Source organism: Pseudomonadota bacterium, from assembly GCA_034189865.1.
Classification (GTDB): domain Bacteria; phylum Pseudomonadota; class Gammaproteobacteria; order UBA5335; family UBA5335; genus JAXHTV01.
On record JAXHTV010000003.1, the window covers coordinates 62,498 to 77,478 of the forward strand.

At 56.1% G+C, this 14,981-nt stretch carries 11 protein-coding genes and 1 pseudogene; 7 read left to right on the forward strand and 5 right to left on the reverse strand.

Going from position 1 to position 14,981, the window contains the following annotated elements; all coding sequences use genetic code 11:
• Positions 1 to 1,746, reverse strand: a complete 1,746-nt coding sequence (sulP, locus tag SVU69_02290; GenBank protein ID MDY6941828.1) for a sulfate permease — start codon at positions 1,744 to 1,746, stop codon at positions 1 to 3.
• A gap of 56 nt (positions 1,747 to 1,802) precedes the next feature.
• Positions 1,803 to 2,468: pseudogene (locus SVU69_02295) on the reverse strand (MBL fold metallo-hydrolase).
• A 235-nt stretch (positions 2,469 to 2,703) separates the two neighbouring features.
• On the opposite strand from SVU69_02295, the gene SVU69_02300 reads away from it, so the two are divergent.
• From SVU69_02300 to SVU69_02315, 4 genes are all read left to right on the forward strand, one after another.
• Complete coding sequence (locus SVU69_02300) at positions 2,704 to 3,267, forward strand: DUF4136 domain-containing protein (GenBank protein ID MDY6941829.1); 564 nt, start codon at positions 2,704 to 2,706, stop codon at positions 3,265 to 3,267.
• A 65-nt stretch (positions 3,268 to 3,332) separates the two neighbouring features.
• Positions 3,333 to 4,481 carry a magnesium/cobalt transporter CorA gene (corA, locus tag SVU69_02305; protein MDY6941830.1) on the forward strand — a complete coding sequence of 383 codons (1,149 nt, stop codon included), beginning with the start codon at positions 3,333 to 3,335 and terminating at the stop codon, positions 4,479 to 4,481.
• A gap of 143 nt (positions 4,482 to 4,624) precedes the next feature.
• A complete protein-coding gene (locus SVU69_02310; GenBank protein ID MDY6941831.1) occupies positions 4,625 to 5,572 on the forward strand; it encodes an OmpA family protein in 948 nt (315 codons plus the stop codon).
• Positions 5,573 to 6,153: 581 nt separating this feature from the next.
• A complete protein-coding gene (locus SVU69_02315) occupies positions 6,154 to 7,656 on the forward strand; it encodes an NAD(P)/FAD-dependent oxidoreductase (GenBank protein ID MDY6941832.1) in 1,503 nt (500 codons plus the stop codon).
• Between the two features lie 148 nt (positions 7,657 to 7,804).
• On the opposite strand, the gene acnA is transcribed toward SVU69_02315, so the two are convergent.
• The 3 genes from acnA to mnmA form a co-directional block, all read right to left on the reverse strand.
• The gene (gene acnA, locus SVU69_02320; protein MDY6941833.1) at positions 7,805 to 10,471 is read right to left on the reverse strand and encodes an aconitate hydratase AcnA; all 2,667 of its coding nucleotides are present in this window, start codon (positions 10,469 to 10,471) and stop codon (positions 7,805 to 7,807) included.
• A 227-nt stretch (positions 10,472 to 10,698) separates the two neighbouring features.
• The gene (gene hflD, locus SVU69_02325; protein ID MDY6941834.1) at positions 10,699 to 11,349 is read right to left on the reverse strand and encodes a high frequency lysogenization protein HflD; all 651 of its coding nucleotides are present in this window, start codon (positions 11,347 to 11,349) and stop codon (positions 10,699 to 10,701) included.
• A gap of 4 nt (positions 11,350 to 11,353) precedes the next feature.
• Positions 11,354 to 12,508 carry a tRNA 2-thiouridine(34) synthase MnmA gene (gene mnmA / locus SVU69_02330; protein ID MDY6941835.1) on the reverse strand — a complete coding sequence of 385 codons (1,155 nt, stop codon included), beginning with the start codon at positions 12,506 to 12,508 and terminating at the stop codon, positions 11,354 to 11,356.
• Between the two features lie 403 nt (positions 12,509 to 12,911).
• Between mnmA and fabD the strand changes: the two genes are divergently transcribed.
• The 3 genes from fabD to acpP all read left to right on the forward strand — a co-directional run bounded on the left by fabD (position 12,912) and on the right by acpP (position 14,944).
• Complete coding sequence (fabD, locus tag SVU69_02335; GenBank protein MDY6941836.1) at positions 12,912 to 13,859, forward strand: ACP S-malonyltransferase; 948 nt, start codon at positions 12,912 to 12,914, stop codon at positions 13,857 to 13,859.
• Complete coding sequence (gene fabG, locus SVU69_02340) at positions 13,852 to 14,595, forward strand: 3-oxoacyl-ACP reductase FabG (protein ID MDY6941837.1); 744 nt, start codon at positions 13,852 to 13,854, stop codon at positions 14,593 to 14,595. Before fabD ends, fabG begins: the two co-directional genes overlap by 8 nt.
• A 109-nt stretch (positions 14,596 to 14,704) precedes the next feature.
• A complete protein-coding gene (acpP, locus tag SVU69_02345) occupies positions 14,705 to 14,944 on the forward strand; it encodes an acyl carrier protein (GenBank protein ID MDY6941838.1) in 240 nt (79 codons plus the stop codon).
• Positions 14,945 to 14,981 lie beyond the last annotated feature (37 nt).

Sequence of the window (14,981 nt, forward strand, 5' to 3'; positions counted from 1 at the left end):
TCATACCTGACTCGACCCATGTTGCGATACATCAGGGGACGACGCCACCAGCGCGTGTACGGCCTGGTCGGTGCTGAGAAAAACCTGACCTGGCCTCAGCCGCGCATAAAAATCGATTCGTTCCAGCCGGTCCATCACCGGCCCCTTGACCTCCGCCAAGTGCAGCGTCATGCCGTTGCCTGCCAGTGAATCTCGCAACCGTTCGAGCATATCCTCGGCGCTGGCATCGATAAAATTGACGGCGCTGCAAATCAGCACGACATGTTCAACGTCTGGCCGTTGACGCAACTCGTCCATGACCACATCTTCGACCACGCCCGCATTCGCGAAATATAGACTCTCGTCGACACGCATCAACAAGATCGTGTCCCAGGTACACACCTGGTGCCGGTTGATATTGCGATAGTGCTCCGTGCCCGGCACGCGGCCCACCACGGCAATATGCGGATGCCCGGCACGCCACAGGAATGCCGCCAGTGAAATCGCAATACCCAGCAGCAAACCGTGTTCAATGCCAAACACCAGAACACCCACCAAGGTGACCATTAACGCCAGGGCATCGGCCCGATCATAGTGCCAGGCATGCTTGATCGTCCCGACGTCGATGAGTGAGGACACGGCGATCACGATAATGGCCGCCAAAGCGGCCTGCGGCATGTAGGTAAACAGGGGTGTGAGAAACATCACCGCCAATCCGACCAATACCGCCGTGATCAACGCCGCCACTTGGGTTTTCGCACCGGCGGCATGGTTGACCATGGTTCGGCTGAACCCACCCGCAACGGGCATGGTCCCCGAAAGTGCAGAACCTAAGTTCGCAGCACCCAAGGCGACCAACTCCCGATCTGGATCGATTCGGTTACGCTCACGGTTTGCCAAAAACTTCGCGACCGAGACACTCTCAACGTAGCCGATCAGCGCAATAAGCGCCGCCGAGGGCAACAGCGCAAACCAGGTGTCGGCCGATAGAAAGCCCAAGCTGGGTTGGGGAAGGCCCGATGGAATGGCACCCACAACGGCAACGCCATATCGATCATTCAAGGCGAACAACAGAACCGTGAACGTTCCCAGCGCCACGACCATCAGCGGCGCTGACTTGCTGATCGCCGTGATTGAAGCAGGGGCCCACTCACGCTTCACAAGGTAACGGGTCAATGGCCTGCCCATTCCGTACAGAGCGAGCAAACTCAACGCCGCCAGCATCACGGTGGCGAGATTGACGGATGACAGCGAAGTCAGGCTTTGCCAAACGGTTGTCGCCGGCGTCAGTCCGCTCTCAAGTTGAATACCGGTGAGGTGCCGAAGCTGGCTGACCATGATCAGCACCGCGGCCCCGGTGGTGAATCCGGACAAAACGGGATGGCTGATAAAATTGACCAAAACCCCCGCACGCAGCGTGCCCAGGACCAGCAGGATCAGTCCGCATTCCGCGGCGAGAACCACGGCATTGGTCAGGTAATCACCACCTCCAGCGAATTCCGGCGCGCTGAGAACACTAGCCACCATAATCGCGGCGACCGAGACCGGACCCACAGCCAGCGTTCGGCTGGTACCCAGCAACGCATAGAGAATGGGGGGAGCGACACTGGCGTAAAGCCCCGTCTGCGGAGGCAGACCCGCCAACATGGCATAGGCCATGCCCTGGGGGATCAGCAAGACGGCGGTAATCACGCCCGCTGTCAGGTCACTGACCCAATCCTCGCGGCGATAATTTTGTAGTTGTTCTATTAGCGGGAACCAATGCACTTCGAGAAAACCTTAAGCCCGAGTGGACCGGTTCACGCAGCCGCTTTACCGCAAGCCAGATTCGCGGGAACTGCAACATCCATCATTTTCGGATTCGGCAGCTTCAGATTATTCATCAGCTCCGCGTAGGCCTCTGGCGAGTTCACTTGAAGACGCGGATTATGTGCCTTCTCTTCACCGATCGTACTGACAGTCCAGCCTTTGTAGTCGTGCCCAGGATAGACCAGTGTTTCCTCAGGAAGTTTTAGCAATCGATTGAAAATACTGTGATATTGAGCGATCGGGTCGCCATTCTGGAAATCGGTTCGGCCCGTGCCGCGGATTAAAAGGGTATCGCCCGTAAAAACCCGGTCAGGCAGCACGAAACTGTAGGACTCATCCGTATGTCCCGGCGTGTAGATGGCGGTTAGGGTAATCCCATCGACCAGGATCTTTTCCCCGTCACGTACTCTGAGAGAAACGCACTCCGCTTGGCTTTGTTCGCCCATGATGGTGACCGCGCCGGTGTGGTCGCGCAGTGACCCCATACCCGTCACGTGGTCGGCATGGGTATGTGTATCAATGACTTTCACCAACTTGAGCTCAAGTTCATGCAAAAGCCGAAGATAGTCATTCACCCGTTCCAGCACGGGATCGATCAGAAGCGCCTCTCGACCCGCCTTCTCGGCCAGCAGATAGGTATATGTCGAAGATTCCCGGTCAAAAAGTTGGCGAAACAGCATGACGGATAACTCCTTGGACAGCCTTTCGATTGGCCATTTTGACAACAAATCGAGACGTAAATTCCATACAGTTATTTCATTATAACCAAATTAGTCGGCTCTATGATGATCCGGCAAGAAGAGATGCTTTACGATAAACTCCGCGAAGGTCATGCCGGTGACAACAGTCCGATCTGCGGCATTTTCGAGGTGGTCAATGGAAGTACAAAACGAAACTCAAACAAGGAGTGCTGGCATGAGCCGTCGTACCCCGTCTTGGACTCACGCTATACGGTTGGCTGTCCTCAGTGCTACGGCCCTCACGCTGATCGCCTGCGGCGACTATCGCATCCGACAAGATTACGATCGAAGCTTTGATTTCAGCCAACTCAAAACCTACGCTTGGACCGCGGACTTATCGAAAACTGCGAGCATGAACCCGACGCTACTCGAACAAGTCAGGCTCTCCACTGACGCGCAACTGATGAGCCTGGGGTACCAGCAAGATCCAAGGCGACCCGATTTTCTGGTCACCGTGCGGGCGTCGGCAGAAACGAAAACCCAACCGTATATTCCGATGAGTGGAACGGGCTCCTGGGACGATACGGCGCCCACCTATGACTACGAAGTGGGAACGCTGGTCATCGACGTCATCGATCCGGCTTCGAACCGTCCCGTGTGGCGTGGACGGGCGCGCGGCGTATTGGCGGATCAACCGAATCCGGCCGAGCAACCTAAGCGCATAAACCAGGCGGTGCGCGACATACTGGCTGATTTCCCGCCAGGCGGTGGAGAACGAAAAAGCGGACGGAACGACTGACCCGGCCCCGTTAGAAGTGGGTTTGCCAGCCCCCAAAACATCGCACTGACGGGGCGAGGGCCTTGATGAGACTTCATAGTTCGAAAACACCCAGAACCCCCATCATCGTGCCAAAACGGACCGAGATGGGGGCGCCCCCCGGGACGATCTCACCACCGGCCGATGCCGAGAAACCACGGATCGAGTTGATCTGTTACGGCGCCGATGAAGTGATAGAGCGAGAAGTGGAGAGCGTCGCGGAACTGCGAGATCTGGTGGGCAAAACGGAAGTCTCGTGGATCAACATCACCGGTATTGGCGATTCGGCCACATTCACGGAACTGGGGCAACTGTTCGGCTACCATCATTTGGCCTTGGAAGATGTGGTCAACCTCCATCAGCGGCCCAAGATCGAAGACTATGACGAGTACGCCTACCTCGTATTACGAATGCCAACCTGTGAAGACGGCATGGATCTCGAACAAATCAGTGTATTTCTCGGCGCGAACCATGTGTTGACCGTTCAGGCGACACCCGGGGACTGCCTGGAGCCGGTGCGAAAACGGATACGCCGAGGCCGGGGTCGAATTCGAACGCAGGGCGCCGATTACCTTGCCTATGCCATCACCGATGCCATCATCGACCGTTATTTTCCCATCGTTGAAGATTTCAATGCCCGTCTCGATCAACTGGAAGACCGTGTGATTCCGACCCCGGACGAACGCGCTTTGGGTGAAATACACAATGTCAGGCATGACCTGTCGGTACTTCGTCGTGTCGTGGCTGCGACCCGCGATGTTGTCGGACCATTGTCCCGTGGAGAGATCGAACTAAAAGACGAGGATACGCAGCTGTTTTTTCGCGACTGTTATGACCATACCGCACAGTTGCTCGACGCAATCGAGAGCTGTCGAGAGCTCAGTTCCAGCCTCATTGATATCCATTATTCCGTGGTCGCCCATCAGATGAACGAAATCATGCGAATTCTCACCTTGATCGCGACCTTATTCATGCCGCTCAGCTTCGTCGCCAGTCTCTACGGCATGAACTTCGATCGTCATGTCTCCCCCTGGAACATGCCGGAGCTCGGCTGGTCTCTCGGCTATCCGTTCGCGCTTGCGGTGATGTTGGCCATGTTTGCCGGGTTTTTGATCTTCTACCGGCGTCGGGGTTGGCTGGGGCGGGTTCGCCACCGCCGGTCAGGCCGCTCGTCCAACACCAGTGAAGGCCGCTAACCCAGGCCTGTGAGTCTTCACCTACTTTTCCTCCTGACCTCCTGAACCAATCGTTTTCCGTGTGTCAGGCCGGCTAGTTGAAGCTGGAATGTTGCAAACGTTATGCTGCGCCAGTCTTTTTTGACCAGGGATTGGAGTGACTGATGCGGATACGGTTTTTGTTTTGGGTGTTGACCGTTTTCTTTGCCATGCCGTGTTTCGCCAACGAATGGCTTGCGCCTTTCGCGGGCAGTACGTTGATCGGCGAGTACCACTCCGAGTATGAAGAGCTACTGATCGGTGTGCGCAAAGGCGGGCAACTGGAGACCGTGTCTGCAAGCGGGCGCCTGGCAAGCCGAATCTACCGATGGCCGGACAACAGGACGGCGGAGGATATCGCTCGAAGTCTCGAGCAATCCTTAACACAGAGCGGTTTCGAGATTCTCCTCGCCGCCGATCAAAACGATAATATCAAATCGTTCATTACATCCCGACTATATGGTCGCAAGGCCATGAGTATCGCCCAGAAACGCGACTACGAATCAGAAGGTAATCTGATGGCTTTGTCGACGGTCGATTATCTGACCATCTACAGTAGCCACTACCTTTCCGCGCGTAAAACGGTTGGTGGACAGGACGTGTATGTAGCGGTTTTGGTGAGCCCCAATCGAAACGACTATCTGGTAGACACACTTGGGAGCGTCGCGGTTGAAGCAGACATGACCAGGTTGAATCTAGCTGCGCTGAACAATGCCATCGAATCTCAGGGTCACGCGTCGGTCTATGATATTTACTTCGAGCGGGACAGTGCACGCATCACTGACGCGTCGGAACCGGCGCTCAACGCCATCACCGCTTTTCTCACTCAGCATCCGAATGACCATTTTTACGTGGTCGGGCACACTGACGATGCGGGCAGTTTCTCAGCCAGCATAACCTTGTCCCGAGCACGCGCCGAGGCAGTTAAAGACGCACTGCTGGAACGCGGCATTGATGAAGACCGGCTGGATGCTCATGGCGCGGGACCTTTATCTCCGTTGGCCTCAAATCGCAGCGAGAGCGGTCGTGAGCTGAATCGCCGAGTGGAGTTGGTGCTTCGGTTGAGACATTGAGTTCATTTCTGTTACTCAGCGGGGCTTGCCTCACCCCCATCTCTCGAGCTAGCAAAGCCTTGTCATGACCCGGGTGATTAGAATCCCAAGATATTCCTCTTGGTGCGTGAGACTTAGCCCGGGTGCGGTAGGCCGCCACCAGCGGCCAGCCATCGGGTGAATTGGGTGCTCCCAGACACAAGGCCATGGAAATGATGTTGGCTGAAGGAGATTAGTTTATATGTCAGCAACAAAGGCAAAGGGGCATCTGCTCGCGAGACAAACACGCCGCTGATAACCGCTCCGACGCACAACCAAACGCGGTCGCCCGCCCAACCATGCTACCGACGCCGGCACATCAGTGGCGACCAAGCCCTCATCACCACTCCGATTAGGATCGTTGGCGAATAAATCAATTTGTAAAAGCATCGATCTTGTGCCTTGATCTAGTACAGACCCCAGAAAATCGGGCGACGATCCAGACTTATCGTGTGTTTTGGTGTGGTCCTGGTTCGCGCATTAACAACCAACAGAATTCAAAAGGATGTTCGAGCTTGCTTGGAAGCGGGCGAAACATCAGTGATATGCGAGGAGGAGAGGACATGTCTGCAGAGCATTTCGACATGTTGATTGTGGGTGCCGGTTTGTCCGGAATCGGGGCGGCATTCCACATGAGCGAACGCTGCCCAAACAAGTCATTCGCTATTTTGGACGGGCGGGACCGGATCGGTGGAACGTGGGATCTGTTCCGTTACCCGGGCGTTCGCTCCGACTCCGATATGTATACCCTGGGGTTTCCATTCCGCCCTTGGAATGACCGCAGAGCCATCGCACCCGGCAGGGCGATTCTCGATTACATCCAGCAGACCGCTCGAGAGTTCGATCTGGAAAGCAAAATTCGATTTCGCCAGAAAGTTAAACGAGCCAACTGGTCAAGCTCGGATGCGCAATGGACAGTCGACGTTCAAACCGGTTCCGATGACGAACCCATTCGGTATACCTGTAATTTTCTCTATATGTGCAGCGGATACTACCGGTATGACCAGGGTTATATGCCGGACTATCCGGGCGTTGCGAATTTCCAAGGAGAACTCATTCATCCTCAAAAATGGCCGGAAGATCTCGACTACAGTGGAAAACGCGTCGTGGTGATCGGCAGTGGGGCCACGGCCATCACGCTGGTACCTGCCATGGCCGAAAATGCTGCGCATGTCACCATGCTGCAGCGTTCACCGACCTATGTCATTGCACTTCCCGAGTGGGATCCCATCACCGAGGCCATTCGTATTGCGCTTCCCAAGCGCGTGGGTTCCAGCATTAATCGCTTTAAAAACGTCTGGCTAGCCACATTCTTTTTTCAGATTGCCCGACGATGGCCAAACCTGATTCGTAAGGCACTGCGTTTTCACATGCGTCGCCAGCTCGCCGAAACCTGTGATGCGGATGTGCACTTCAACCCCAAATACAACCCGTGGGAAGAACGTTTGTGTATTGCCGCCAATGGCGACTTGTTCAAGGCGATCCGATCCGGTCGTGCCAGCGTGGTGACAGACCACATCGAGACGTTCACCGAATACGGCATCAAGCTGCGTTCCGGGGAAAGCTTAAAGGCCGATGTCGTCGTCTCGGCAACCGGCTTGGATCTGGTACCGTTGGGTGGCGTTGAGTTCACGATAGATGGCGCGCGTTGGGAACCAGGAAAGAGCATGACCTACAAAGGCATGATGTTCAAAGACGTGCCCAATCTGGCCCAGGCCACCGGCTATACCAATGCCTCGTGGACGCTGAAGTGCGATCTCACAAGCCGGTACGTTTGTCGATTGATCGATTACATGGATCAGCACGGATACCGGTATTGCACACCCCGGAACCACGATCCGAGCGTGACCGAATTGCCGTTTGTGGACTTCAGCTCGGGATACATTCAGCGAGCCATCGATCGTTTCCCGAAACAGGGCTCGAAGCCGCCCTGGAAGCTCTACCAGAACTACGCGAGGGATATCGTCAGTCTGAAATTCGGTGCACTTGCCGACGAGGCCATGGAGTTCACCGGCGAGAACGTGGAAGCAAAAACAGAGGCGACGGTTTCGTCTCCGATACCGTAGCGCACCATCGCTCGGAGGATGAGGGTCCCCGCCATGACCGGCCAAACCCGGGATGAGGGCGCCTCTCGAGATTAAACAAAAAAACCGCCGGTCGGGAAATACCCGGCCGGCGGCCTTTATACCGACGAATCGGTCGACCTTTCTTTCCCTACGCGGCCTTGGCCAGGGATCGCAGGACGTATTGGAGAATACCGCCGTTTTCGTAGTACTCCCACTCCTTCGGCGTATCGATGCGAAGTTTCGCCGTGAAGGTCTTGGTCTCGCCGCTCTCACTCTTGGCCGTCACGGTCACGCTCGTGGCACCTTTGCTCAAACCTGTCAGAGAGAAGGTCTCCACACCGGTCAAGCCCAGCGATTCGGCATTTTCACCATCTTGGAATTGCAAGGGCAAAACGCCCATGCCCACCAAATTGGAGCGATGAATACGCTCAAAGCTCTCGGCGATGACCGCCTTCACGCCGAGCAGAACCGTGCCTTTGGCGGCCCAGTCACGCGAGGAGCCCGTGCCGTATTCCTTACCGGCGAGCACGACCAGCGGAGTCCCATCGGATTTGTACTTCATGGCGGCATCGTAGATGGCCATTTGCTGATCGGTGGGCAAGTACTTGGTATAACCGCCTTCCACACCTGGGACCAGCTTGTTACGGAGTCGAATGTTGGCAAAGGTGCCACGCATCATCACCTCGTGGTTGCCGCGGCGCGAACCGTAGGAATTGAAATCCTGCGGTTGTACACCGTGCGAAATGAGGTACTTGCCAGCTGGACTGTCCGCCTTAATATTACCGGCCGGTGAGATATGGTCGGTGGTAATGGAGTCGCCCAACAGGGCCAGACACCGGGCACCCTCGATATCTTCGATGCGATTGGTCGCCATCGTCATGCTCTCGAAGTAGGGCGGGTTCTGAACATAAGTCGAACTGGCGTCCCATTCGTAGATATTGCCTTCCGGAACACTCAAGCTGTTCCAGCGATCATCACCTTTAAAGACACTGCCGTAGGATTCTGTGAACATCGCCGAGGTGACGTTGCCGGAAATGCAATCGGCCACTTCCTGGTTGGACGGCCAGATGTCCTTCAGATAGACATTATTGCCGTCTTGATCCTGGCCGATCGGATCCTTGTACAAATCGACGTTCACGGTACCGGCCAATGCGTAGGCGACAACGAGAGGCGGTGATGCCAGGAAGTTCATGCGCACGTCCGCATGCACACGGCCTTCGAAGTTTCGGTTCCCCGACAATACCGAGCAAGCCACCAACTCGTTTTCTTGGATGGCCTTGCTGAACTCGTCCGGCAGCGGTCCGGAATTACCGATGCAGGTGGTGCAACCGTAGCCGACGGTGTAAAAACCGACCGCTTCCAAGTCATCCAACAGACCCGCCTTTTCCAAATACTCGGTCACGACCAGGGACCCGGGGGCCAAGGACGTCTTAACCCATGGTTTCGCTTTCAGGCCTTTGGCAGCCGCGTTGCGGGCAACCAACCCGGCTGCCATCAGTACGGCGGGGTTTGAGGTATTGGTGCAGCTGGTAATGGCCGCGATCACCACCGAACCGTCTTTCAACTGGAAACTTTGGCCGTTATAGGTGACATCTGCCGCGCCAGTCTTGTTGGATCGTGCTTCTGCGAAAGGCTTGAGCGCCGTTTCGTAGGTGCTCTTCATGTCCACCAAGGTGATGCGGTCCTGAGGACGTTTGGGTCCCGCCAAGCTGGGCACGACCGTAGACATGTCGAGTTCCAACACATCGGTGTAGTCTGCCTGCTGTCCTTTTTCGCGCCACATGCCTTGCGCTTTGGCATAGGCCTCGACCAGGGCGATTTGTTCCTCGCTCCGGCCACTCAAAGCCAAATAGTTCAGGGTTTCCTGGTCGACGGGGAAAATGCCGCAAGTGGCGCCATACTCCGGTGCCATGTTGGCGATGGTCGCCCGATCCGCCAGTGGCAGCTGGTCCAAGCCGTCGCCGAAGAACTCCACGAACTTGCCGACCACACCTTTTTGCCGAAGCATTTGGGTCACGGTCAATACGAGATCCGTGGCGGTGATGCCTTCCGGCATTTTTCCAGTGAGCTTAAAGCCGATCACGTGCGGTATCAGCATGCTGATGGGTTGGCCCAACATGGCCGCCTCGGCTTCGATACCGCCGACGCCCCAGCCCAATACCCCGACACCGTTGATCATGGTGGTGTGCGAGTCGGTGCCCACGACGGTGTCCGGATAGGCAACCGATTTTCCGCTCTCATCCTTGGTGAATACGACCCGGGCCAGATACTCCAGGTTGACCTGGTGCACGATGCCGGTATCGGGGGGCACCACAGCGAAATTCGAAAACGCGGTCTGTCCCCAACGCAGGAACTGGTAGCGCTCCTTGTTACGTTGAAACTCAATCTTGGCGTTCAAATCGGCCGCATCGGGTTTCCCGTATTCGTCGACTTGCACGGAGTGGTCGATGACCAGTTCAGCCGGCGAGAGGGGGTTGATTTTGTTGGGATCGCCACCGAGCTTCTTCATGGCATCCCGCATCGCGGCCAGATCGACCACGGCAGGAACGCCGGTAAAGTCCTGCATGACCACCCGCGCCGGGGTGAAGGCAATTTCTTTCGATGGTTCGGCTTTGGAATCCCAATTGACGAGTGCCTCGATATCCTGCCGCGTCACATTGACGCCGTCTTCCGTTCGGAGCAAGTTCTCCAAAAGAATTTTCAGGGAGTAGGGAAGAGAAGCAACTTTGTCATCCTTGATGGCATCCAAGCGATAGATTTCATATTCACGATCGCCCACCTTCAAAGATGAGCGGGCACTAAAACTATCTGTCATGCATTCCTCCCGTTGTGCCGACTAATCGGCCAATTAAGACGTTGAAAACCAGGGGTCTCGCGGCGACGGTTGAATGAACCGGATCCATCCGTGGCGGATCAGCTCCAGTAACCAAACCATAACGGAATAAAGGCAGTCGGCGGACTGAAAAACATGATCCAACCAGTGCTGTGCAAGACCACGCCGTGCGGTGTGCGCGGGATTATAACGAAGAACCGACCTGCAAACTATTCGAACGGACCGACGGCGGAGATCGCGCCGCGCTCTCGTCGGGCAAGCGCGACCAGATTCCGCCTGCGTAGCAACACCGCCAAGCGACTCCCGCCGCATTGGCGCCACAGATAAGCCGAGCGGATAGCCGCCAGCAACAAGCTTCGTACCAAACTGGCGTTGCGTGCTTGTCGAAGATGTGTCCCGTCACCGCGAACAATGATTCGGGGCTGCAGTCCTTGGGTGATTTCCTGATAGAGCGCCGCCAAGTGCTCAATGAGAGGCTCATCCATTAGATCGAACATTCGGCTTTTATTGACTGCGGCTCGAATGCCTTCCGCCAACAAGTCGGCGCGATGAGCGTTGCGGTGCAATCTCCGTTCAAGCGATACCAAGGTGGCAACGTAATAGGAAACGGGCGTTAAACGTTGCGGGGTCAAGGGATTGGACAAAGTCGCAATCAGCGAATCCAAACCCAGTTGAAGTTTCTCACGGCCACCGTATATGGACTCGACGGAGTCTGCATCCACCGCCATCAGGCTCCCCAGGCTGGCCCGGAGTGAAACTTCCTCGGCTCGCCCCGTTCGAGCAATCTGCTGCACCAGTTCCGCCGCCTGAAAAACCCCGGCCAAGGCGAGAATGCGATCCCCTTCGGAGTAACGAGCCATCTGTTCAGGCCTTCGCTTCATGCACCGCCGGCCGTTCGGAACACTCCGAAGAGGTGGCCAGTCGTTCACGAATCACGGCGCCGCCCAAGCATTCCTCGCCAGTGTAGAATACAACGGATTGTCCGGGAGTGACGGCCCATTGAGAATCATCGAACACCACCCGCAGGCCGTCGGAGATGGGATAAACCGTGCAGGACTGCGCCGATTGCCGATACCGGACTTTGGCCTTGCAACGCAAGGGAAGCACGGGCGATTGTCCGGATATCCAATACGCACTTTCGCTCAACAGGGCCGAAGACAGCAGCCGCGGATGATCGTGCCCCTGACCGACGATGAGAGAATTGCTTCCCAAGTCTTTGTCCACCACATACCACGGCCGCTCGTCGGCATGACGTTGCCCACCGATCCCCAAACCCTTACGTTGGCCCAGCGTATGGAACATCAAACCTTGATGGCGCCCCAGATGGACCCCGTCGACGCTGAATATATTCCCGGGCTGGGCCGGCAGATAACGGGATAAGAAATCGGCGAAATCTCGCTCCCCGATAAAGCAAATGCCCGTGCTGTCCTTCTTGTCGAAATTGCCGAAACCGGCATCTTCCGCCAGCTGCCGCACTTCATCTTTGGACAACTCCCCAAGCGGAAACAACGTCCGCGCAAGCGCCTCGCTCGGAACCGCATGGAGAAAATACGTCTGATCTTTTGCTCGATCCGCTGCACAGAGCAGATGAGTGCCACGCTCATCGTGACGCAAGCGAGCGTAGTGGCCGGTGGCAATAAAATCGGCTCCCAGTCGCATCGCATAGTCGAAAAACGCTTTGAACTTGATTTCACGATTACAGAGGATGTCCGGATTGGGCGTTCGACCGGCACGATACTCGTCGAGAAAATGGCGAAAAACCCGGGCTCGGTATTCCGCTGCGAAATTGGCACGGTGAAGGCCGATACCGAGATCGGCGCACACCGCCCGGGCATCCTGAAAATCCTCGGCAGCCGTGCAGTAACTGTCATCGTCTTCCCAATTGACCATGAACAGTCCTTCCACGCGATATCCGGCCTCCAACAACAGATGGGCCGCAACGGACGAGTCGACCCCACCGGACATGCCGACGATGACCAGCGGCGAAGAGACATTTGGAGTTGGCTTGATCGGGTTCATGCTTGCGGACGAATTTCTATCTCGCCAAGAGACGCAACCGATGCGCGATGACCTCGGGGCATCCCGATTTTCGTTTCCAAGAGCTCGACTGATCGCTGTACATGTGGGGTGCGTTCAAACAGTCGAGGCTTTAGGGCGTATTCACAAACGGCCTATGATAGCAGGATCAGGCGGTTGTGGGAGCTTCAGGCAAGGCGGAACCACCAACCATCCTGGCTCGAGGGTCCCGACCACCCCGCGTTACCTTGGGCATCCCGCTGGCGTGATACAGCCCCTCATCTAACGGTTCGATTTCTGCTCAAGCCATGCTACGATGCGCTGACTTCACCAAGATTCGTATGCGATTTAGATATTATTGATCGCAAATAAACCATAAAATTAAAGGACTTGCGGGCGACTTCTAATGTCAATTGGAGTAATATTTCCAGGCCAGGGATCTCAATCCGTGGGCATGCTGGGCGATTTGGCCGCCGCTTTTCCTGTGGTACGCCACACCTTCAGTGAGGCCTCGGATGTATTGGGTTACGATCTCTGGTCGTTGGTCCAGGACGGTCCGGAAGCTGGGCTGAATCAAACCCAGAAAACCCAGCCGGCATTGCTGACAGCCGGTGTAGCCGTTTGGCATGTGTGGCAGGAAAGGCAGGGTGCCCCCGCCCGCGTCATGGGTGGCCACAGTCTGGGCGAATACACGGCACTGGTTTGCTCTGGGGCATTGGATTTCTCCGATGCTGTTGCCTTGGTAGCCAAGCGTGGCGAGTTCATGCAAACGGCCGTTGCTGAGGGTGTCGGCGCCATGGCCGCTATACTGGGGCTTGACGACGAAGCGGTGGCGGAGGTTTGCACCGCAGCTGCTGCGAATGAAGTGGTCGAGCCCGTTAACTTTAACGCACCCGGTCAAGTCGTGATCGCCGGCCACCGTGCCGCGGTTGACCGCGCGCTGGAGCTGGCCAAGGAGAAAGGCGCCAAACGGGCCCTTATTTTGCCGGTCAGCGTGCCGTCCCACTGCAGTTTGATGACCCCTGCGGCTGAATCACTAGCGGATGCATTGAAGGATCTGGACATTCGCAGCCCAAAAATCCCTGTCATCCACAATGTCGACGGTCAAGCCCGGAGTCAGGCGGACGAAATTCGTGAAGCGCTGGTGCGGCAACTCCACAGCCCGGTCAAGTGGGTTGACTGTGTTCGCACCATGGTGGGTATGGGCACGCAGGCATTTATCGAAGCCGGTCCAGGTAAGGTCTTGGCGGGTTTGGGTAAGCGTATTGATCGAAACGCGCCGGTATCGCCGGTGTTCGACCTGGACAGTTTAGAGCAAGCGTTAAAAACGGCGTCGGAGTTAGGCGATGGCTGAAGAAGCGAAAGTTGCACTGGTTACCGGCGCATCCCGGGGTATTGGTCGCGCGATTGCGCTCGAACTCGGCAAACGGGGTTTTCGGGTTGTGGGCACCGCCACCTCAGAATCCGGTGCCAGCCGTATCGAAGAGAGCCTCAAAGACGCTGGAATTGATGGTGTCGGGCAGGTACTAAACGTTGCCGATCCGTCTTCGATCAGCGATTTGATCTCCTCGCTTAAAGAAGCGCCCGGAGAGCCATCGGTACTTGTCAATAACGCCGGTATTACCCGCGACAATCTTCTTATGCGAATGAAAAATGAGGAATGGGAAGATATTATCAGTACCAATCTCAGCTCCGTTTTTCGCATGTCGCAAGCATGTTTGCGCCCCATGATGAAGGCGCGGTGGGGAAGGATCATCAGCATCGCCTCAGTGGTCGGCGTCATGGGCAACGCCGGTCAAAGCAACTATGCCGCCGCCAAAGCGGGAATCATCGGTTTCAGCAAATCACTCGCACGTGAAGTGGGATCGCGCGGCATCACCGTTAATGTCGTCGCACCGGGCTTCATCGCCACGGACATGACCGATGCGTTAACGGAAGAACAAAGATCGGCGATCCTCGGTCAGGTTGCGCTGGGACGGCTGGGAAAACCGGAAGACATTGCCAAGGCGGTCGGATTCCTGGCGTCTGACGATGCCGCATACGTCACCGGTGAAACCTTGCACGTCAACGGAGGCCTTTACATGGTTTGATCGTCACAAGATTGGACCATACGGTGCAAATTGTAGATTGGTCGGGCGCTTTTCACTAAAATGGCGCCCGCGCGAAGAATTACCGTCCGCTTTAGAGGATATGAGGACTATGAGCAGTATTGAGGAACGGGTTAAAAAAATCATTGTCGAGCAACTCGGTGTCAAGGAAGAAGAAGTAAAACCGGAAGCGTCTTTCGTGGATGATCTGGGTGCCGATTCTCTGGATACCGTCGAGCTGGTGATGGCCCTGGAAGAAGAGTTTGAATGCGAAATTCCCGACGAGGAAGCTGAGAAGCTGACCACCGTGGGTGAAGCGCTGAATTACATCCAGGCCAATCTGGTTGAATAATCCCGCCTCCTCGATTGAAATCCGTATGCCGTCGCTT